The sequence below is a fragment of the Streptomyces sp. AC627_RSS907 genome (assembly GCF_019049165.1).
Window position 1 is genome coordinate 12,847 of the sequence record NZ_JAGMUE010000127.1, and the last position, 20,008, is coordinate 32,854.

The following is a 20,008-nucleotide window of genomic DNA, read 5'->3' on the forward strand; positions in this document are numbered from 1 at the left end:
TGGCCACGTCCCCGCCATGCGAACAGACAAGCTCGCCACCGCCTACCAGGCCGCACTCCACCTCGCAGCCGTCCTCGTCCGGGCCCGCAGGCGACCCGCATGAGACACTCTAGGACTGATCGCCGTTGCCACGGGCGTGTTCTTTGAGGAACGCGCCCGCGTGGGCCGCTGCTTCCTCTGCGGTCGCGTACGGCGCTCCCTCGGCGGCCGTGCCGGATGCTCCATCAGCGCCCAGACCAGTCCAGCCCCAACCGCCGGAAGGCGACCGCACCAGCTCAGCAGTCCCTCCGAACAACGCAAGCGTTCTCTTGCCCGCTGTCAAGGGTGCTGAGCGGCTGACGGCATCGGGCCATTTCTTCCGGGCACCCTGCCGGGTGATGCCCCAGACGGCTCCCAACTGCTCATAGCTCGCGCCGTAGGAGCCGGCGGTCATTGCCGCCCGCTCCGTGAGCCGCTTGACCTCGCCATCCATCACCTTCCATGCGGCCAGGACGGACAGGGTCACTTCGACCGGACTCGCGTCCCACATACGGTCGGCGGACAACCCGGTCTCCCGGGAGCGTATGGCCGAGACCAGGGGGTTCAAGGCGTCGTACAGGGCCTTGTCGAGCTCTGCCTGCTCTTCTGGGGTGATCTCAGAGACCGTCATGCGACAACCATAGTTCACGAAAACGGCTACGTAAACCAAAGTTTCCGCACGGCATCGGTTGTCATCACATCAAAGAGACAGGCCATGGCCCTGTAGGTGGGCTCGGCGAGCGGTGCCTTTGCGCTCGCCGGCCAGGGTGCCCCGGACCTCGTCCTTCGCGGGTGCCGGAGCTCTGGCGCCGGAGGCCGGTCGGTCAGGAGGGCGATGCGGATGGCTCGTTCGACATGGGCGGCGGTGTTGACGTGGCATCTGCGTGGGGGTGGACCAGGGTGACACGCTTGTCGATGGGAGCGCAGTTCAGTAGGGTCCCGGGGAGCTTGACAGGCCAGTAGTCCGCGGCGTCGCCGAAGATTCCCTCGCCCACTTGGTGTCCGCGGGCCGGCAGGCGTCGTAGCCCACGCTGGAGGAGTGGACATCGACGTAACGGCGACTGCCTCCTACCAGGACGGCCTGACGTGCCGACGGGCAACCGTGCCGCTGGTGCTTCCCCGAGTAGATCGGTCGGTCGGCGGCGACACGGCCCGATCGGCAGCGGCGTCCCGTCCAGGATCACCTACGCCAGCCGCTCCCCCGCCGCATCACGGTGCTCTCGCCGTGCGCGACCTGGATCCAGGACGGTGCCTCCGGTGACAGGCACTGTCCGACGACCCCGGGCGGCCGGAAACGGGAACGGGCTGGGCTGCATGACGGGCCGAACCGACACCCCGAAGGGACAGTTCGCCGGGCGGCTATCAATGCTTCTTGAAATGGGCATGATTGCTGCTGTCAGCAGCTCCGCGTGAAGAGGGGGAATCAGCGGTGAAACGTGTGGTGGGCATAGACCTGGGGACGACGTACTGCGCGGTGGCGGTCGCCGACCGGTCGGGAAGCCCCTCCATCGTCCGCAACCGGGAGGGCGAGAACATCACACCGTCCGTGGTGATGTTCCAAGGCGACACGGTGGTCGTCGGCTCCCAGGCGAAGCGGTCTGCGGCCACGGCTCCCGACCACGTGGTGCAGTTCGTCAAGCGGTACATGGGGGAGACCAAGCCTGTCTACCACTCGGAGACCGGTACGCCGTACCGCCCCGAGGAGATCTCCGCTCTGCTGCTCAAACGCCTCAAGGAAGACGCCGAGATCATGCTGGGCGAGCCCGTCGAACAGGCGGTGATCACCGTACCGGCGTACTTCGACGACCTCCGGCGCAGGGCGACACAGGACGCCGGGCGGCTCGCCGGGCTCGAGGTGCTGCGTATCGTCAACGAACCCACCGCCGCTGCGCTCGCCTACGGCCTCGACCGGTCCTTCGCCGGTGGCGGGCAGGACGGGGCGGGCGAGGAGGACGGCGCGAGCATCGGCACCGTACTCGTCTACGACCTGGGCGGCGGCACCTTCGACGTCACGGTCATGCGGGTCGAGGACGGCGATTACACGGTGATCGCCACCGACGGGGACCGCAACCTCGGCGGGTTCGACTGGGACGGCGCGCTGATGAACCACCTCAACGGTGCGTTCATGGCCTCGGGCGGTCCCGACCTCACCGAGGACAGCGGCCTGCAGGCCGAGCTGCGGGACAAGGCGGAGATCGCCAAACGGACTCTCTCCAACGCCCCGCAGGCCGTCGTGGTGCTCTCTGCCGGCGGCCGCCACGAGCAGATACGGGTGACCCGCGAGAAGTTCGAGGAGATCACCGCCGAACTCCTCGACCGCACGCGCATCATCACCGAGGGCGTACTGGCGGAGGCGGGACTGGGCTGGGACGGCATCGACCGGGTGCTGCTGGTGGGCGGCTCCACCCGCATGCCCATGGTGCAGGAACTGATCCGGCGGCTCTCCGGCAGGGAGCCGGAGCGCGGCATCTCCCAGGACGAGGTGGTCGCGCTCGGCGCCGCGCTGGTCGCGCTGGACGCCGCTGTGCGCGCCGAGGAGGCGGCGGAGAAACGGAAGTACGTCGGCAGCGGGGCGAGCGTCGAGTCATCCTCCGGCGACGGCCTGGCCCGCCTCACCAAGGGGAAGGTGAAGTCCATCAAAGACGTCACCTCTCAGTCTCTCGGCATGGTCGCGACCGACCTGGACAACCACGACCGCCAGTACAACGCGGTGATCATTCCGCACAACACACCGGTGCCGACCAAGAAGAGCGACACGTTCTACACCCTCCTGGACCGGCAGCGGTGGCTCCGGGTACAGGTGACGGAGGGGGACGACGAAGACCTGGCATATGTGAAGCGGGTCGGGGAGGGCACCATCGAGATCCCGCGGTATCCGAAGAGGGCGCCTTTCGAGGTGGTCTACTCCTACGACGTCGACGGCATCATCCACGTCGAGGTCAAGGACGGCACCACGGGCAAGTGGCTCGGCGAGTTCGAGCTCGAGCGCCCCGACAATCTGAGCCCGGACGAACTGACCGAGCTCGGTGACCGTGTTGCCCGCATCCCGACACTCTAGTTCCGCCCCTCCAGCCGGAGCCGACAGCGATGACGACCGACGACATACCCGACTACTACGCGGAGTTCGCCATCGACGCTTCCGCGACCGCGGAACAGATCTCCGGGCAGCTCGACCGGGCCTTCCGTACCTGGTCGAGCCGGGCCAGCCGGGCCCCCGACGCCAAGAAGAGGCGGGAGGCCGAGGACAAGGTCGAGCTGATCTCCCAGGCGAGGAAGGAACTGCTCGACCGCACCCGGCGCCACGCCTACGACCGTATGCTGAGCCAGGCACGGCAGCGTTCCCGCTTGGCGAAGTCCGCACCCGAGCAACAACTCCAGTGGCAGCCGGGTCCGCACGTGAGGGACTGGGTGGGGCACGCGCGCAGACTGATGAGCGAGGGCGACGACGAGGGGGCCCTGTACGAGCTGCGGCAAGCTGTGCACCATGACGAGAACAACGGGGACGCCTGGCGGCTGCTCGGTTCCATTCACGCCGCTCAAGGGCAGCTGAGAGACGCGTTGCAGGAGTTCCGGCGGGCTCTGGCGCTGTATCCCCGCGACGCGCTCACCCACGTCCTGATCGCCCGGGTCTACGAGTGGCTCTACAACCCTGTCACCGCGGCCGACTGGTATCTGGCGGCGGTACGCCTCGCCCCCGATGACATCGACTACCGGATCGCCGCTGCCCAGAACCTCCACATGGCCGGCCGCTACGACGAGGCCCTGAGCAACTACGAGCGGGCCCTGGTCGAGCGGCCCGGTGACGCGGTCATCTGCAACCAGATCGGCCGGATCTGGACGCTGCGCGCCGAGGAGTCGATGTCCTGGCACCCGGACAGACAGCGGTACGTCGTCGCCTCGGAGACCGGCGCTTCCAACGTCACGCACTGCGTGGAGCAGGCACTGGCCGTCGGTGTCTCGGACAACGAGCTCCGCAACCTCTTGAACACCTACCGAGAGGACGCGAGCCGGGCACGCGCCAGGACCTGGCGCTGGTACAGAAGCATGGCGGGGGTCATGGCTGGCTGCTTCGCGCTCATGCTGGTGGTGCCGCCGGTGTTCAAGCCACTGGCCCTTGCCGCACTCGTCGGACTGCCGATCGCGATGGGCATCAAGCCGCGTTGGCGACACACCTTGAACGACCTGCCACCCAACCAGAAGCCGCAGACCGGGAGAGCCTCATGACCATTCCGCCCCCCGTGCCACAGCCGGAAGAGCTACCGGGCCCACAGCCCACGGAGCCGTCCTGGCCACCGCCGAGCCCACCGCCCGCCCTGGCACCGGACCCGTTCGCCGTCGTAGCCGATGCGGTCGACGGCATGCGCGACGAACTCGCGGCACTCGGTGACCAATTCCGCCGGCGGCTGCTCAACGACCGGGAGACCCGGCGCAGCATCGACGGCCTGCTCGCCGACCTGGACCACACGCGCAGGGCCGCCGAGGGCCGCATCCTGCAGCCGCTGCTCTACGACCTCGTACTCCTCGTCGACCGGGTCGAGCGGCAGGACGACGCCTTCGCCGGTTCAGTCGCGGCGGAGCTGCTGGTTCTCCTGGAGAAGTACGGCATGACGCGGATCCCCGTCACCCGAGGTCCGTTCGATCCCGACACGCAGGAGGCCGTCGGGGTGATCGCCGCGCTCTCCCCGGAGCAGAGCGGCGATGTCGCCGAAGTAGTGCGGCACGGCTACCGCTTGGAGGAGCGCATCGTGCGGCCGCAGCAAGTCCGTGTCTACACCGACCGGTGAGCGACGACCGGATCCGGCACATCCCCGTGCGCTTCTCGCAAGCGCTCCGGTGAGTTCGCATGCGACCGGAATCGCTGGGCCGTCGGACGAGAGGAAGGACCGCCACCCGACCGCAGGGCCCGGCCGGCGCTTCGTGCTGGCTCGGAGCGCGCTCGGCGAGGATGTCGACCCTCTCGGTCACATACCGGCCGGCGGTCGCGGTGGAGTCGCCGAACCCCGCGGCGACCCGGGCCAGCGACTCGTTCTTGCGCAGATGGACCTGGACCAGCGGCGCCTGCCGGAAGCAGTCCAGCCTGTGCCGGCGCGAGCCCAGCTCACTCCCTCGGGCGTGGATCAGCAGGAAACGTTCCACGACCTCGTGCGGGACGTCGAGCATGGCACGGTGGGGACAACAGGACTCCTGCGTCGAGACGTTGGCGAGTGAGATCACCAGCCGAAACGACCAGGAGCCCTGCCACGTCACGCACCCCGGCCACCTGCCGCCCTCACTCGCGAACCACAGGCTGGGAAGCGTTCACTGAGCTCCCGGCCGCGTTTACGGCGCGGGTCTTCACCCGTGCGGGTTATCCAGCGGCTTCAGTTGCACTTTTGGTCATATGTGATGTCTAGCCTTGCAGTGACGGTGGGTGGTCGGCGCCGAGTGTGTGGCACGGTCTGCGGGCCCGGGGGGTGTGGTGGAAGTCAGGGATGTGCGTCATGCGTTCGGTCATCGTGAGGTACTGCGGGGGTCAGAGCTTGATCTGCGGCCCGGTGTGCCGGCCGGGACCGTCGGGGAGGACGGTGCGGGCACATCGACGCCACTGAAGGTCTTGTCCGGCGAACTGCGCCCGCAGGGCAGCACGGTCCGCCACCGCCATGAAGGCCTGGACGAGTTGTGCCGGCTTCGGAGCGGCGTCCTGCATCCCGAAAGGGCGGTGTCGGCGTGAGGCGACACCTGCGTCTGTATCTCACAGCAGCCCGCTTCGACCTGGTCGAGCACGCCCGTAACAGGCTCGCCATGGTCCTGGTCGCCCTGTTCATCCCCTCGTGGATCAGCCTGGCCTACGCCGTCATCCCCAGCAGGCCCCTGACCTTCAGGCTGCGCGCGACCGGCCGGCTGCTGGAACCTGCGGGCAACCAGATCACGCAGATCACCGGTGCCATCAATGCCGTCACCCTGATCACCGGGTTCATGATGTTCGCCGTCACGTTCAACGGCGGACGTTTCGACCGCCGGTTGGCCATGGCCGGTTTCCCCCGCTTCCATCTCGTCCTGGCCAAGACCACCTCTTTGGCCCTGGCCTCGGGCGCCATCGCCGTCTATGCCACCGGAGTGATCTGCACGGCTTGGAGCCCGCGCCAGCCCGTACAGCTCGCCGCGGCCCTGTTCTGCGGAGCGATGGCCTACGGGGCCCTCGGTGTCGTCTTCGGCTCTCTGCTGCGCCGGGAGGTGGAGGGTATGTTCGCCCTGGTCATGACCAGCCTCGTCGATGCCGGCCTGCAAAGCCCCCTGGCCAGCGTTGGCACCAACAGCGCGGCCGTGCAATTCCTGCCCACCTACGGCACCATGCAGGCCGCCACCGCTGCGGGCTTCACCCACACACCCTTGCCCGGCGGTCTGGCCGTCCAGATCCTGTGGTTCGCCGGCGCCGCCCTTCTGGGCCTGCTCGCCTTCCACCGCCGCACCAAAGACGCCCTGACCACCAGGTCATCCTTCCATCGGCCTTGGCTCGCCAGGTACCGGCGGCCTGCGGCCCCGGCACGGGCCACGTCGACGCCCCGCTGAGCAACTGTCCCGGTGCGACAGCTCACAAGACGCCCTACGGGGTCGGTCGCGCCCTCATCGCAGAGCGAAGTCCTGGCCCCGGAAGGGAGCCGTTGAGCAGAAAGGGCTCACAAATGCTGGTAAGGCGATGGCTCGACGCGGCGGGTATCACGGATCCGGTCCTTCGGCACTGCTACACGGTGTGTGTGCGAGAGCTGGACAGCGCCGACGGAGGGACCGGCCGCTGGCATGGCCTGCGCAGCGCTCCCGCAGCGGCTCGGCCACACGCGGCGGCACTGGCCGCGCACGGTTGCCGTGCCGATAGGTGCGTGGACACCGGCCCGACCGAAGACCGCCAGCGCCGCTTCACCCGATTCGTCGAGGCCACCTGGGCAGCCTTCGCCACCGGAGGCTCCCCCGACCCCGTCCTGCACGCCACGGTCCACACCTACCAGACTTACGGTCTGCCACTGCCGGTGGTCGAGGACATGTTCACAGCGATGCGGCGGGACCTCGACTTCCGTGACTTCGCTACCTTCGACGAACTGCGCCAATGGTGCGTGCAAGTGGTCGGAGGTCCGATGGCCGTGCACTACCGGGTGACGGGCGCCGCGACCGAACCTGCCCATGAGCTGCTGGTACGCGAGTTCTCCGTCTTCGCACAGCTGACGGATGTGCTGCGCGACCTGTCGGAGGACCTCGACGACGGGCGCCTCTATTTGCCGCTGGAGGATCTCGACCGGTTCGACGTGCGCGCCGAGGACATCAAGGCCAAACGCTGGACACCGGCTGTGGCCGACCTCATCGCGTTCGAGACCGCGCGTGTCACCGAGCGACTGCGCGAAGCCGCCGGAGCGGAACACGGCCCCGTAGGCCCCCTCTGTGAGTACATGGCCCTGATCATCGCCGCAGTGCTGGCCGCAGGCCCGGACGTCCTCCACCGACCGGTACAGCCACCCCTGGGCACGCTGCTCAACGTGTGGCGCCCCTTCATGCGCGCCGCGATCCCCTGCTGACCTGTGAAAGGACGCGCCATGTCTCCTCCTGTGCCCCACTCCAGCGACACGGACATTCCGCTCCTGGAAGCCGAGCTACTGCGCTGGGTGGGCAGTGGCGACAGCCTGCTGGAGCTGGCCTGCCTGGACGCGCTGTTCCCGCCGGGCAAGCTCCTGCGCCCCGTGCTGTGCATGGAGTCGGCCAAAGCCGTCGGCGGAACCGCCGACCAGGTGCTGACCTTCGCGGCCGGCATCGAATGCCTGCACGTCGCCAGCCTCGTCCACGACGACATCATCGACCAGGACCCGGTACGCCGCGGGCGGGCCTCCACCGCCGAACAGTACGGCCTCGCCGAAGCCCTGGCAGCAGGCGACGGACTGTCCATGGCCGGAATCGCGGCCCTCCTCAGCTCCGGCCCCGCCGAGCGTGTGCTGCAAGCGGCACGCGTCACCATCGAAGCCCTGCGACACATGTGCCAGGGCATCATGCGCGAAACAGAAATCCGCGGCGACCTGACCTGCGGAGTGCCAACCGTCCTGAACGTCATGCAAGCCAAGACCGCCGCGCTGACCGGCGCCGCCTGCCAGGCCGGCGCGATCCTGGCCGGAGCAACCCCGCAGCAGCACCAGGCCCTGCGCCAGTACGGAGAACAGCTCGGCATGGCCTTCCAGATCCGTGACGACCTGCTCCCCTACACCACCGAGGAACAGGTCACCGGCAAGACAGCCATCAGTGACGTCGCCAACCTCCAACCCACCCTGCCTGTCCTGCTCGCCTACGAAGCCGCCGACGAAGCCGACCGGAACCGTATGACCACCGTATTCAACGGAGGCACCGACCCCGTCACCGCACACAGGGACGTCCTCGCCGTGCTGACCCGCACCGGCGCTCTCGACAAGGCGGCCCACATGGCATCCTCCTGCGCCGAACAGGCACACGCCGAACTCACCGGCCTGCCGGACTCCACCCGGCTCGCCGAACTGGCCACATCAGCAGCCGACCGCCAGCGCTGACAGAGCGCCTGTCAGTCACGGTCAGGGCTCGCAGAGAGTGAACATGTTCCCGCCTCGGCGACGCCCTGCTGGCCGCTGCCGGGCACCGCGACGATGCCCGGGACGCCTTCACCCGGTGCGTGTCCCTCGGCACGGCAGCCGACCCCGTCCACCTCACCGAAGCCCGGGGACGCCTCGCCGCCCTCGGTACCCTGGGAGCACCGCCCCGGACCGGGCCCGGCTCGGTTGCCCGCCGTACGACCGGAACCGAGTGAACCCCACCCGTGCCCGGCCCGCCGCCGGGTTGGTTCATGTCCTGGCGGGTGAGGCCGAAGAGGACGCTGATGCGTGCGCGGGCGTCGGGCGCGGCGGCGGCGGTTTCACGCAGGTGCTGCCACCCGTCGTTGTTCCGGGTGACGAGGTAGGCGGTGACCAGGTCGTCCTTGGTGGCGACCTGTCGGTAGAGGGTGGCGTTGGCCACCTCGGCCCTGCTGATCGCCAGGTCCATTCCGACGCGTGGACGCCGCGGGAGCAGAAGAGGTCACCGGCGACTTTCAGGATGTGCAGCCGTGTCTTCCGGGTCCGGTTCCCGATGAGGTGTCGCACCTCGGGGCTCGTACTCGGCGCCACCGATCCGAACCGGCAGGTTGCACCCGGCACCCGGCCTTATGAAAACGATTGTCATCGTGTTACGGTCATCGCACATCCGATCTTGACCGAGCACCATCCCGGAGTGTCCTCGTGCGCCTCCCCGTCCGTCCCCTCTCTCTCGCCGCGGCCGCCACCGCCTGCTTCCTGCTCACCGGCTGCTTCTCCGCGGCGTCGGACACCGACAGTGCTTCGGAGGGCGAGAGCCGCCGCATACGCGTCGCGATGATGCAGCCGCCGCGCTCCGGGCTCTCCCCGCTTTCCGACGACGCGTTCAAGCTGTCCCGGTGGTCGACCGCCGAGACCTTGGTGAAGCTGGACGCGGACGGTGACGCCGAGCCCGCGCTCGCCACCGAGTGGCAGCACTCCGGACGCAGTTGGACCTTCACCGTCCGGGCCGGCGTCACCTTCCACGACGGCACCGACCTCACCGCCGAGGCCGCTGCCAACTCCCTCACCCGGGCCGCCACCGCCTCTCCCAAGCCGCGCATCCTCGACGGCGTCGACATGACCGTGAAGGCCGACGGGGACAAGGTCACCGTCACCACCGCCGAGGACGACCCGCTCGTCCCGCAGCGCCTCAGCTCTCCGCAACTCGCGATCCTCGCCGCCAAGGCGTACCAGGGGAAGACCGTCAACCCGATCGGCGCGGGCACCGGCCCCTTCGAGCTGACGAAGGTGAACGGCACCTCTTCCGCCACCCTCAACCGCTACGAGGACTACTGGGGCGGCAGGGCCAAGGCCCCCGGCATCGACGTCACGTTCGTCCCCGACGGCACCGCCCGCGCCGCCGCCCTGCGCAGCGGCGAGGCCGACATCGTCGAGGCGGTCCCCGTCTCGCAGGCCGCCGTGCTGGACCAGGACCTGATCACCGAGGTGCCCATGCCCCGCACCAACACCCTCTACCTGAACACGGAGAAGGGCGTCTTCAAGGACGCCTCGCTGCGCGCTGCGGCGCGGGAGGCGATCGACGCGAAGTCCATCGTGGACGGCGTGTACGAGGGACGCGCCGACGTCGCCGAGGGCCTCCTGGGACCGGCGCTCCCGTGGGCGGCCAGGTTGCGCGAGCCGGTCGAGGGACGGGGGAAGGCCGGCAGCCCGGCCGGGAAGACCATCACCATCGGTACCTTCACCGACCGGGCCGAACTCCCCGAGGTCGCTGCCACCCTGCAACAGCAGCTGCGGGACGCCGGCTTCAAGGTGAAGCTGGAGATCCGCGAGTACGCGAACATCGAGTCCGACGCGCTGGCCGGCCAGTTCGACGCGTTCATCCTGTCCCGGGCGACCGTCCTCGACTCCGGCGACCCGGCCGCCTACCTCTACAGCGACTTCGGCTCCGAGGGATCCTTCGGCATCTCCCAGCTGGCCGACCCCGCCGTCGACAAGGCGCTGGAGAAGGCGTCCTCGGCGCCGGCCGGTGATGTGCGGCGCAAGGCGATCATCGAGGCGGAGGCCGCCGTGCTCGCCACGGACGCCGCGGTGCCCATGCTGCACGAGCGCGTCATCCAGGGTGACGCGGCCGGGGTCGCGGGCGCGGCCCACGACCCGCGCGAGCGGGAACTGGTCACGATCGACACCCTGGTCACGTGAGGTCCCGCGCACGCGGGCAGGCCGGTGTGGCCATGCTGACGCGCCTCGTCTGCCTCACCGCCGTACTGGCCGCCGTGGGCCTGCTGCCCTGGCTGTCCGGCCGCGACCCCGCGCTGACCGTGCTGCGGGCCCGGTCAGCCGAGCAGGAGCCCACCAAGGAGGCCTTGGACGCGGTGCGCCGGGACCTCGGCCTGGACGCGGGTCCCCTGGACCTGCTGGGGGACTGGCTCGCCGGACTGGTCCGCGGCGACCTCGGCACCTCGTGGGTGTCGGGCACCGACGTGCTGCCCTCCGTGCTCTCCGGTCTCCAAGTGTCGCTGGGCCTCATGGCCGCCGCCCTCGCAGTCGCGGTGCTGCTCGCGTGCGCGCTGGTCGCACCGGTGCTCGTGCGCGGGCGGGGAACGGCCGGCGCGTTCGGCGCCATGCTCGCCGCCGTTCCCGAGTTCCTGCTCGCCACGGTCGCGCTGCTGGTGTGCGGGGTGTGGCTGGGGATACTCCCGACCTCCGGCTGGCAAGGCCCGCAGTACCTCGTCCTGCCCGCCGTCTCCCTCGGCGTCCCGGCGGGCGGGCTCCTCGGCCGCCTGGTCGCGGACGCGCTGTCGCCCGTGCTGGACGAGCGCTGGGCGGAACTGTGGCGGGGAGCCGGGGTGAACAGGGCACGCGTCGCGGCGGCCGCGCTGCGGCGCGTTCTGCCGCCACTGCTCCCGCAGTTCGGCATGGTGAGCGTCGGTCTGACCGGCGGTGCGGTGGCCGTGGAGACGGTGTTCTCCGTGCCCGGCATCGGCCGTACGGCGCTCGGGGCGGCGAAGTCCCAGGACCTGCCGCTGCTTCAGGGTTCCGTGCTCGTCCTGCTGGTGCTGGGACTGGCCGCGGGCGCGCTGGCCGCGCTCGTACGGCGCCGTCTGCTCGGTCCGGCCCTGCGCGACGCCGGCCTCACATTGCCCGCACCGCGCCCCGTGCGCGCTCACCCGGCAGTCCCGGTGGCGCTGGGCGCCGTTCTGCTGGGCTCCATCGGCTGGGGCCTGCTGCGCGACCCGTACACCGTGGACACGACGGCCCGGCTGCTGCCCCCGTCGTGGACGCATCCGCTCGGCACCGACGGGCTCGGCCGGGACGTGCTGGCCCGGCTCGGGCACGGCGCGTTCACGACGGTGGGCACGGCCGTCGCCGTGTGCCTCGCGAGCCTGCTCCTCGCGCTGACCCTCGGATTCCTGCCGCGGGTGACCGCCGGGGCCTCCGACATCGCCAACGCGCTGCCACCGGTGATCGTCGGCATACTGGTCGCGGCGGCCGTGGGCCCCGGTACAGGCGGCGCCGCCCTCGCGGTCGCGCTGGTCTCCTGGCCCCCGCTCTCCGCACACGCGGCGGCCCTGGTGCAGGAGGTGCGCGCGTCGGCGTTCCTGACCGCCCAGCGTGCCATCGGCGCCACCCCGTGGTGGATCCTGACCCGCCACGTCCTGCCGTCGGTGGCCGGCCCCGTGACCCGGCACGCGGTTCTCCGCCTCCCCGGCATCGCCCTCGCCCTCGCTTCCTTGAGCTTCCTGGGGCTCGGCGCCCAGCCACCCGCCCCCGAGTGGGGCCTGCTGCTGGAGGAGTCCCGGGCGTACGTGGAGCGGGCCCCGTGGGCGGGGCTCAGCCCGGCGGTCGCCCTCGCGCTGCTGGCCGGCCTCGCCGTGGCGGGCGCGGCGTACACACAAGGGCGCACCGTCCGCGCCCGCCGTACGGCACCCGGCCGCACAGCCGCACGATCCGGCTCCCCCTCCCACCCCTCCTCCCGGAAGGAGGCCTAGCTTGACGGCGACGCCACCTGACCCCGATGTCCTGCTCTCGGTACGCGATCTCGGTATCACCCTGCACGGGGTCCCGGCCGTCAGCGGGCTGGCCTTCGACGTACGCGCCCGCGAGGTTCTCGCCGTGGTCGGCGAGTCCGGCGCGGGCAAGTCCCTCACGGCACACGCGCTGCTGGGCTCAGTCCCACGGGGCGCCCTCCTGACGGGGAGTGTGCGGCTGCGCCGCCCGCCGGGCTCGTACGACGAACTCGTGGGGGCCCGGGCCTCGGCCCTCGCCGCCCTGCGGGGCCGCCGCACGGCGCTGGTCCCGCAGGACGCTCTCTCCGCGCTCTCCCCGGTGCACTCCGTGGGCGACCAACTCGCCGCCGCCGTACGGTCCGTGGCACGCGTCTCACGGACGGAGGCCCGGGCGCGGGCGGTCGCCGCGCTCGACCGGGTGGGCATCGCGGACGCCGCGCGCAAGGCACGGGCGTATCCGCACGAGTACTCCGGCGGGATGCGCCAGCGCGCCGTCATCGCCATGGCCACGATCAACGAGCCGGATCTGCTGGTCGCCGACGAGCCGACGACCGCTCTGGACCCGGACCTCCAGGAGCAGGTGCTGCGGGTCCTCGGGGAGCAGCGCGAGGCGGTGGGCGCCGCCCTCGTCCTGGTCACGCACGACCTGGGGACGGTCCGCGACCACGCCGACCGCGTGCTCGTGATGTACGCCGGCCGCCAGGCTGAACAGGGCTCGGCCCGAGACGTGCTGGACCGCCCTGCGGCGCCGTACACGGCGGGGCTGCTGGCGTCTCTGCCGCCGGCAGAGGCCGGTGGGCGCAGCGGCTGTCGGCGTCTCCCCACCATCCCCGGCGCCCCGCCCGCCTTCGGTCGTCTCCCACCCGGCTGCGCCTTCGCGCCCCGCTGTCCGCTGGCCGACGACAGCTGCCGTCGCGAGGAGCCGCGGTCCCGGACGGTGGGCCCCGGCCACGAGGCCTCCTGCCACCGCTGGGAGGACGTACCCCGCCCGGCGGCCGAGTTGTTCCTGGAGCGGTCCGTATGAGCACCCCTGTGATCCCCCCGCCGCGCCGCACCGCGGACCCGCTGCTGGACGTTCGCGACCTGGTCGTGCGCTACGGCCCGGTCACCGCCGTGGACCACGTCTCCTTCGCCCTGGAAGCGGGCGAGACCCTCGCCCTGAACGGCCCCTCGGGATGCGGCAAGTCCTCCACGATCACCGCGGTGCTGCAACTGCGCCGCCCGGCCGCGGGCGAGGTCTTCTTCGATGGCCTGGAGCTCACCGCACTCACCGATCGCGAGCTCCGTCCGGTCCGCCCCCGGATGCAGCCGGTGTTCCAGGACCCCTACGGCTCGCTCAGCCCCCGCCACCGCGTCCGGGACGCGGTGGCGGAGCCCCTGCGCGTTCAGGGCCGCTGGGACGGCGCGGACGGCCCCGCCCGGGTCGCCGAGCTCCTCGACCGGGTCGGCTTGGACACCGCCCACGGCGACCGTTTCCCGCACGAGCTGTCCGGCGGGCAGTGCCAGCGCGTGGGCATCGCGCGGGCGCTGGCGTCCGAGCCTCGGCTCATCGTCCTCGACGAGCCGGTCTCCGCCCTCGACCCGTCCGTACGGGCCGGCATCCTCAACCTGCTCGCCGGCCTGCAGGAAGAGCTGGGGATCGCATACCTGTTCATCTGCCACGACCAGGCGGTCGTACGCCACTTCGCGGACCGGACGATCGAGATGCGCAACGGGCGGCTCGTGGCGGGGTAGCCGTCCGCCTCCCGTCCCGGCCCGTCACTCCCCCGGCTGCACCACGCCGGCAGCCGGCCCAGCGCCTTTCCGGCGCGTCGTCACACCGGCTGACGGCTTGCCGGTCACATCGGGATCTCCCTGGGGACCTCGCGCGCCACGACCCTCAGTCGGCGGGCCCGTGCCGGGCAACGCACCCGGCTGGAAGGTCGGCGGCCGGCCCCCTTGGGGCCGCATCGACCCGAACCCCCGGTACTGCGCTGTGCGCGAGGTGCAGATGGTCGCGCTACTGACGATCGCCTCCTGGGAGTGGGACGGCGATGAAGGCCGTAGCCGGGCGCCGCAGGAAGACCAGGCCCTCCGCCCTCGCCGGCTCCTCCTACGCGGGCCAGGACCCCTCACAGCCGACAACACCCACCCACCGACCTGATCCAATGAACGGTCGGGCCGGTCACGCATCCTCCCGCAGCCGGGACAGAAGTGCGGGTGATCAGTCGTTTGATGTGGCTGGCAGGACGATCGTGGCGTCGGGACAGAGGGCGTCCACGCTCTCGTTGGAGAGGTAGCGGCGGGGGGAAGGCGATCCATTCGTCGTGGCGTTCGACAGGGCTGTCCTGCCGACCGCAGGATCGTCAGGGCCGAGCTGTTCGAGAAGATCGACCGCATAGCGGCCGTGCGCCCCCCGACCGGCGGTCGACGAGGTCCCGGCCGCGGAGCTGCTCCGGCGCCAGGAGGAAGACGAGGTCGTACGGATGGTCCCGGTGGCCGATGGAACGCCGGAGCTGCTGGAACGGTGGCGGGCCGTGGGCGAGGCGAACACCGCGTGACTGCAGGAGTTGATCGCCGCGCCGCCGGTCACCCGCTCCACATGCTGTCGGGGGCTCGATGCCGGACACTCGTGTATAAGGGTCGGCCGTGCAAGGGTCGGCGCATCTCACGCGGGCGGCAGTGAGGGGTGTTCGGCGTGCTTGAGGTCCCACTCTGGCTGTGGGGGGCGTTCGCCACGACGGTGGTCGTGGCGCTGGCGGTGGACCTGCTGTCCCACCGCACCGCGCACGTCATCCGGTTCAAGGAGGCAGCCGCCTGGAGCGGCCTGTGGGTGGGCCTCGCCCTGATCTTCGGCGCGGTCGTCTTCCTCGTTCTCGGAACCACCGCCGGCACCGAATACACGACAGCCTGGCTGCTGGAGAAGAGCCTGTCGGTCGACAACCTCTTCGTCTTCGCCGTGATCTTCGCGTACTTCAAGGTGCCACGCGCCTATCAACATCGCGTGCTGTTCTTCGGCGTCGTCGGCGCGCTCGTCTTCCGCGGGATCTTCCTCTCCCTCGGAGTGGCCGTGGTCAGCCGCTTCACCGCGGTGCTGTTCGCCTTCGCGGCAGTCCTCTTCTACAGCACCTACAAGCTCCTCAAAGACGAGCAGGAGAGCTTCGACCCGGGCAAGAGCTTCGCCGTGCGGATGCTCCGCAAGATCATCCCGGTGCGGGACGAGTACGCCGGGGCGAAGTTCTTCGTCAGGGAAGCCGGCAGACGGGTGGCGACCCCGCTGCTCGCGGTGGTAGCCGCGATCGAGGCGGCCGACCTGATCTTCGCCGTCGACAGTGTCCCGGCCGTCCTCGCGGTCAGCGACGACGCCTTCATCGTCTACACCAGCAACGCGTTCGCGATCCTCGGTCTGCGGGCCCTGTACTTCATGCTCGCCGGCCTCCTGGACCGCTTCCACTATCTGAACAAGGGCCTGGCGATCATTCTCGGCTTCATCGGCGTCAAGCTCATCCTCCAGGCATGTCACAAGATGATCAGCCCCGGCATCCCGGAAATCCCTTCACCGATCAGCCTCGCGGTCATCGTCGTCGTCCTGGCTGGTTCCGTGGTGCTCAGCCTCAGAAGGCCGGCCCCGGCAGACAGCGCACACCAGAGCGACAAGCACAGGACGCCTCACGAACCACCGAGCAGCCCAGCACACCGCCCGTGAGGTCACTTCACGACACGCCCAGTACGGGCATATAGTAAAGAAATGGTCAAAGTGAAGCGGAATACCGAAACGTACACATGTCCGACCTGTAAGAAGTCCGTGCCGGTCGCAGTACACCGCCACAAGAGCCTCGGTGTATTCGTGCCCGTATGGAGGCCGGGTGCGTGTCAGAACCGCGAGTGTCCCGACTTTCGACTGGACCCCAGCCGCAAGCACTCCCCGGCCCGGTAGCGAATCGCGCGCCCGCCACATCAGGCAGCCCACCAGCCCCGCCCAGGGTCGTCGGCCGGTCCGACCGCGCCCTTCACGCGCTTCCGCCATCACCGCCGGCACGAGGACGCACGAGGACGAGGAACTGCTTCGTCGACAAGGTCCACGATGGGGTCGGCCTGGACGGTGACCGGCTCCCCGCACCGCCGACATCGGGCGCCGAGGAGTCCAGGGAATTCCCGGCCAGGCTGGACCAGGAGCTTCTGGCGGGCGACCACGCCACCCACCCACGAAACCCCTGGCTCAACCTGGTGGAACACTGGTTCGCAGAGCTGACGGACAAGCAGATACGGCGAGGCGTCCACACGAGCGTCCAGGCCCCGGCGAAGGACATCCGTGCCCGGATCGCCGCATGAGACACCGGCGCATGAGACACCGGACCCGAGCCCCGTGTCCGGACGAAGACCGCAGACGAGATCCCCGAACCCCTCGCCGGCCGTCTGAACAGAATCCCTGACCCAAGGACTAGCTAGTACGCGAGCTGCCCGATGCCCCCGTCGACGCGCAGCACAGTCCCTGCGGTGTAAGCGGATTCGTCCGAGGCGAGATAGACCGCCGCCTTCGCCAGCTCGGTGGCGGTTCCCAGACGATGGAGAGGCACGGTCTGCCGGAGTTCCTCGTAGAGGGCGGCCTGGCGCTCGGGGCCGAGGGGCGCGAACGCGTTGGTGATCGTCGGGCCCGGGCTCAGTCCGTTGACGCGGATCCCCCGGTCCTTCAGTTCATGGGTCAGCCCACGTGTGTAGGAGAGCAGGCCCGCCTTGGCCGCGCCGTAGACCGTCGCGTTCTCGTGACCGATATACGCGGAGACCGAGCCGACGAGGATGACCGAGGACTGCTGCGAGAAGAGCGGCAGCAGGTCCCTGATCAGGAAGAACGGCGACTTGAGATTGGTCGCGAGGAGCCTGTCGAACGCCTCCTCGGTCCATGCCTCGATGGGGAGGTGGGTGACGTCGGCGGCGTTGCTCATCAGGATGTCGAGCCTCGGCCATTCCTCCCGGAGCCGCGCCGCGAGCGCCGCCTGGCCGGGTATGTCGCCGGCGTCACTGGCGATGGTCAGCAGCGGGCCGTCCAATTGCCGGGCCGCCTCGTCCAGCCTTTCCTGAGAGCGGCCGGTGATGGCGACAGTCGCTCCCTCGGCGAGGAACTCGCGGGCCGTTTCAAGGCCAATACCGCTCGTCCCTCCTGTGATCAGCGCGTACTTTCCCGCAAGACGATCCATTGTTCTGTTCCTCCTCAGATTGCGGTGCGGCCACCGTCGGCGGCCACGATCGCCCCGGTCATGTAACTGGCCCGGTCACTGGCGAGAAAGGCGATCACGCGGGCCACCTCGGCCGGGTCCGAGGTGCGCTTGAGCGCGGTGGTCAGGCCCATGCCCCCCATGTCCGGGCCCATCGCCGCGACCACCTTCGAGGTGCGCATCGGGCCCGGAGCGACGGCGTTGACCCGCACGTTCGACTCGGCGAATTCCGCCGCCCAGGTGCGGGTCAACGATTCGAGCGCCGCCTTGGTGGCGCCGTAGACGGCCATGCCCGGCATACCGAGGCCGGCCGCGGTGGAGCTGACGTTGACGATGCTGCCGCCGCCGCCCGCGGCCATCTTCTCCGCGAGCAGTGCGGTGAGCAGGAACGGAGCACGCACATTGACCGCGAAGGCGGCGTCGTAGCTCGCGAGATCCTGCCCGGTGGTCGGGGAGAACGTCATGACGCTCGCGTTGTTGACCAAGATGTCGACGGCTCCGGCGTCCTCGGCCAGCTGTCGCACGCCTGCCAAGTCGGACACATCGGCGGCGACGAAACGCACCGACCCGGCGGACTCGCCACCGGCTGCGCCGAGGTCTTCCACGACCTGGGCACCGCGCCGTGGATCGGTGCCGGTCAGGATCAGGTCGGCGCCGCCCGCGGCCAGCACCCTGGCCGTCGCGTGCCCGAGTCCCCCGATCGCGCCGGATCCGGTGACGAGTGCCGTCTTGCCTGCAAATTCCATTGCTTCGCCCTTCGTGCCGGCCAGTGAGCGACCGACTTCTGTGCGCCCGTTCAAGAAGTGACGCAACGGAAGCTACGACTTCTTGAACGTCTAGTCAAGAAGTCGTAGGATCGAGCACGTGGCACGAACCGGACGCCCCCGCGAGTTCGACAAGGAACAGACGCTGGAGCGCGCACTCAAACTGTTCTGGTCCCGGGGATACGGGGCGACGTCGATCCAGGATCTGGTCGACGCGCTGGCCGTCGAGCGCGGCAGCCTCTACGGCACCTTCGGCGACAAGCGCCGTTTCTACCTCGAAGCCGTCAGGCTCTACTGGGAGGTGTACGAGCGGCACCTGATCGCGACGCTCGACACCAGTCCGCTCCTGCCTGCCCTGCGCGAGATCCTGACCCATCCCGCACGGCTGGACGAACTGATCTCCGACGTGGGCGTGCCGCAGGGCTGCCTGGTCGGCAACACGACAGCCGAACTCGTCCCCCAGGACAGCGAAGCCACGGAGATCGTCATGCGCTCGTACCGCCGGTTCACGGACATCGTCACCGACGCGCTCGACCGCGCCCAGGCCGCCGGAGAGGTCACGGACAAGGCCCGCCCCGCAGCCCAGGCCCAGATGCTGCTCTATCTGGTCCAAGGTCTCTCGCTCGTATCGAGGGCGGGGCTCGACAGCGCTGCGGCCCTGGCGGCGATCGACGCGGCGGTGGACGGGTTGCGGGCGTGACCTCACCTCCAGTGCGGCTGCAGCAGTCCAAAGGCCTGCGCATCCGTCACGACACGCGCCGGCCTGCGCCGGAACTCTTCCGACTCACCTGCGCCATCGTCTGCTCACGACGGCCGCCTTTCCCGGGCCGTCGTCGCCCTGCATCCGAGCTGCCCAGATCCGAGGCCCCGGACAGCTCGGTTGACCGTCGAGCTAACTGCAACTAGGTTCGTGACAGTTGATCGGCGACAGGAGCCGGAGATGGCGGGGCTGAGCAGCAGGAGCGCGGTCGCGATTCACGCGCTCGCGATGCTGGCGCACCGGCGTGGAGGCTCGTTGACTTCCGCGGAGATCGCGGACAGCCTCGAAAGCAATCCGGTTCTCGTGCGGCGCGTCCTGGGCCGCTTGCGAGACGCTCACCTGGTGCGGTCCACCGAGGGGCGGGGCGGCGGCTGGTCCCTTGCCCGCACCCCGCGGGACATCACGCTCTACGACGCGTACGCCGCCGTAGAGGGGGAGCGGATCTTCTCGAGGCACCCCCATCCGCCCAGTGGGGCATGCGTGATCGGCCGCAACATCGGCGAGCTGCTTGACGTCGAGTTCCGGAACGCGGAGCGGGCTCTGGAGGAACAGCTCGGCCGGACGACGATCGCCGCCCTGCTGCGGCAGATACTGGCCTGCGACAACGAAGCGAAGGACCACTGATTCAGCAGTGACGCACAGACGTCCCGTGTCATGACGCACACCCTAACTGTAACTAGCTCAGTTGCAGTTTGTTCGGGGGCGTGATGCT

The 20,008-nt window shown here is 69.8% G+C and carries 17 protein-coding genes and 1 pseudogene; 13 read left to right on the forward strand and 5 right to left on the reverse strand.

What is annotated here, in order from left to right:
• Positions 1-109: 109 nt before the first annotated feature.
• Positions 110-649: a hypothetical protein gene (locus KUM32_RS26275; protein WP_254406156.1), complete on the reverse strand. Its 540-nt coding sequence runs from the start codon at positions 647-649 to the stop codon at positions 110-112.
• A 798-nt stretch (positions 650-1,447) separates the two neighbouring features.
• Here KUM32_RS26275 and KUM32_RS26280 point away from each other — a divergent pair.
• The 3 genes from KUM32_RS26280 (at position 1,448) to KUM32_RS43800 (ending at position 4,802) form a co-directional block, all read left to right on the forward strand.
• Positions 1,448-3,076 carry an Hsp70 family protein gene (locus KUM32_RS26280; RefSeq protein WP_308408722.1) on the forward strand — a complete coding sequence of 543 codons (1,629 nt, stop codon included), beginning with the start codon at positions 1,448-1,450 and terminating at the stop codon, positions 3,074-3,076.
• Between the two features lie 29 nt (positions 3,077-3,105).
• The gene (locus KUM32_RS26285) at positions 3,106-4,242 is read left to right on the forward strand and encodes a tetratricopeptide repeat protein (protein ID WP_217144438.1); all 1,137 of its coding nucleotides are present in this window, start codon (positions 3,106-3,108) and stop codon (positions 4,240-4,242) included.
• A 134-nt stretch (positions 4,243-4,376) separates the two neighbouring features.
• Positions 4,377-4,802, forward strand: coding sequence for a nucleotide exchange factor GrpE (locus tag KUM32_RS43800; RefSeq protein ID WP_254406157.1), 426 nt, complete (start codon positions 4,377-4,379; stop codon positions 4,800-4,802).
• Between the two features lie 154 nt (positions 4,803-4,956).
• On the opposite strand, the pseudogene KUM32_RS45410 reads toward KUM32_RS43800, so the two are convergent.
• Positions 4,957-5,178: pseudogene (locus tag KUM32_RS45410) on the reverse strand (transposase family protein); the annotation flags it as partial.
• 352 nt (positions 5,179-5,530) lie between these two features.
• Positions 5,531-5,704, reverse strand: a complete 174-nt coding sequence (locus KUM32_RS26295; protein ID WP_217144440.1) for a hypothetical protein — start codon at positions 5,702-5,704, stop codon at positions 5,531-5,533.
• A 20-nt stretch (positions 5,705-5,724) separates the two neighbouring features.
• Here KUM32_RS26295 and KUM32_RS26300 point away from each other — a divergent pair, with 20 nt between their 5' ends.
• From KUM32_RS26300 to KUM32_RS26335, 8 genes are all read left to right on the forward strand, one after another.
• On the forward strand, positions 5,725-6,567 hold the full coding sequence (locus KUM32_RS26300) for an ABC transporter permease (protein WP_217144441.1): 843 nt from the start codon (positions 5,725-5,727) through the stop codon (positions 6,565-6,567).
• A 113-nt stretch (positions 6,568-6,680) separates the two neighbouring features.
• A complete protein-coding gene (locus KUM32_RS26305; RefSeq protein ID WP_217144545.1) occupies positions 6,681-7,562 on the forward strand; it encodes a squalene/phytoene synthase family protein in 882 nt (293 codons plus the stop codon).
• A gap of 18 nt (positions 7,563-7,580) precedes the next feature.
• The gene (locus tag KUM32_RS26310; protein ID WP_217144442.1) at positions 7,581-8,555 is read left to right on the forward strand and encodes a polyprenyl synthetase family protein; all 975 of its coding nucleotides are present in this window, start codon (positions 7,581-7,583) and stop codon (positions 8,553-8,555) included.
• A 720-nt stretch (positions 8,556-9,275) separates the two neighbouring features.
• Entirely contained in the window at positions 9,276-10,772 is a 1,497-nt protein-coding gene (locus tag KUM32_RS26315; protein WP_217144443.1) for an ABC transporter substrate-binding protein, read from the forward strand.
• Between the two features lie 32 nt (positions 10,773-10,804).
• Positions 10,805-12,562: an ABC transporter permease subunit gene (locus KUM32_RS26320; protein ID WP_217144546.1), complete on the forward strand. Its 1,758-nt coding sequence runs from the start codon at positions 10,805-10,807 to the stop codon at positions 12,560-12,562.
• A gap of 1 nt (position 12,563) precedes the next feature.
• The gene (locus tag KUM32_RS26325) at positions 12,564-13,604 is read left to right on the forward strand and encodes an ABC transporter ATP-binding protein (protein ID WP_217144444.1); all 1,041 of its coding nucleotides are present in this window, start codon (positions 12,564-12,566) and stop codon (positions 13,602-13,604) included.
• Positions 13,601-14,314 (forward strand): dipeptide/oligopeptide/nickel ABC transporter ATP-binding protein, encoded by a 714-nt coding sequence (locus KUM32_RS26330; protein WP_217144445.1) that lies wholly within the window; start codon positions 13,601-13,603, stop codon positions 14,312-14,314. Before KUM32_RS26325 ends, KUM32_RS26330 begins: the two co-directional genes overlap by 4 nt.
• Positions 14,315-15,257: 943 nt before the next feature.
• Complete coding sequence (locus KUM32_RS26335; RefSeq protein WP_217144446.1) at positions 15,258-16,265, forward strand: TerC family protein; 1,008 nt, start codon at positions 15,258-15,260, stop codon at positions 16,263-16,265.
• 739 nt (positions 16,266-17,004) lie between these two features.
• Here the strand turns inward: KUM32_RS26335 and KUM32_RS26340 are convergent.
• Positions 17,005-17,754, reverse strand: coding sequence for an SDR family oxidoreductase (locus KUM32_RS26340; protein WP_217144447.1), 750 nt, complete (start codon positions 17,752-17,754; stop codon positions 17,005-17,007).
• A gap of 14 nt (positions 17,755-17,768) precedes the next feature.
• Entirely contained in the window at positions 17,769-18,518 is a 750-nt protein-coding gene (locus tag KUM32_RS26345; RefSeq protein WP_217144547.1) for an SDR family NAD(P)-dependent oxidoreductase, read from the reverse strand.
• A gap of 118 nt (positions 18,519-18,636) precedes the next feature.
• Between KUM32_RS26345 and KUM32_RS26350 the strand changes: the two genes are divergently transcribed.
• The gene (locus KUM32_RS26350) at positions 18,637-19,236 is read left to right on the forward strand and encodes a TetR/AcrR family transcriptional regulator (protein WP_217144448.1); all 600 of its coding nucleotides are present in this window, start codon (positions 18,637-18,639) and stop codon (positions 19,234-19,236) included.
• A gap of 240 nt (positions 19,237-19,476) precedes the next feature.
• The gene (locus KUM32_RS26355) at positions 19,477-19,920 is read left to right on the forward strand and encodes an Rrf2 family transcriptional regulator (RefSeq protein WP_217144449.1); all 444 of its coding nucleotides are present in this window, start codon (positions 19,477-19,479) and stop codon (positions 19,918-19,920) included.
• Positions 19,921-20,008 lie beyond the last annotated feature (88 nt).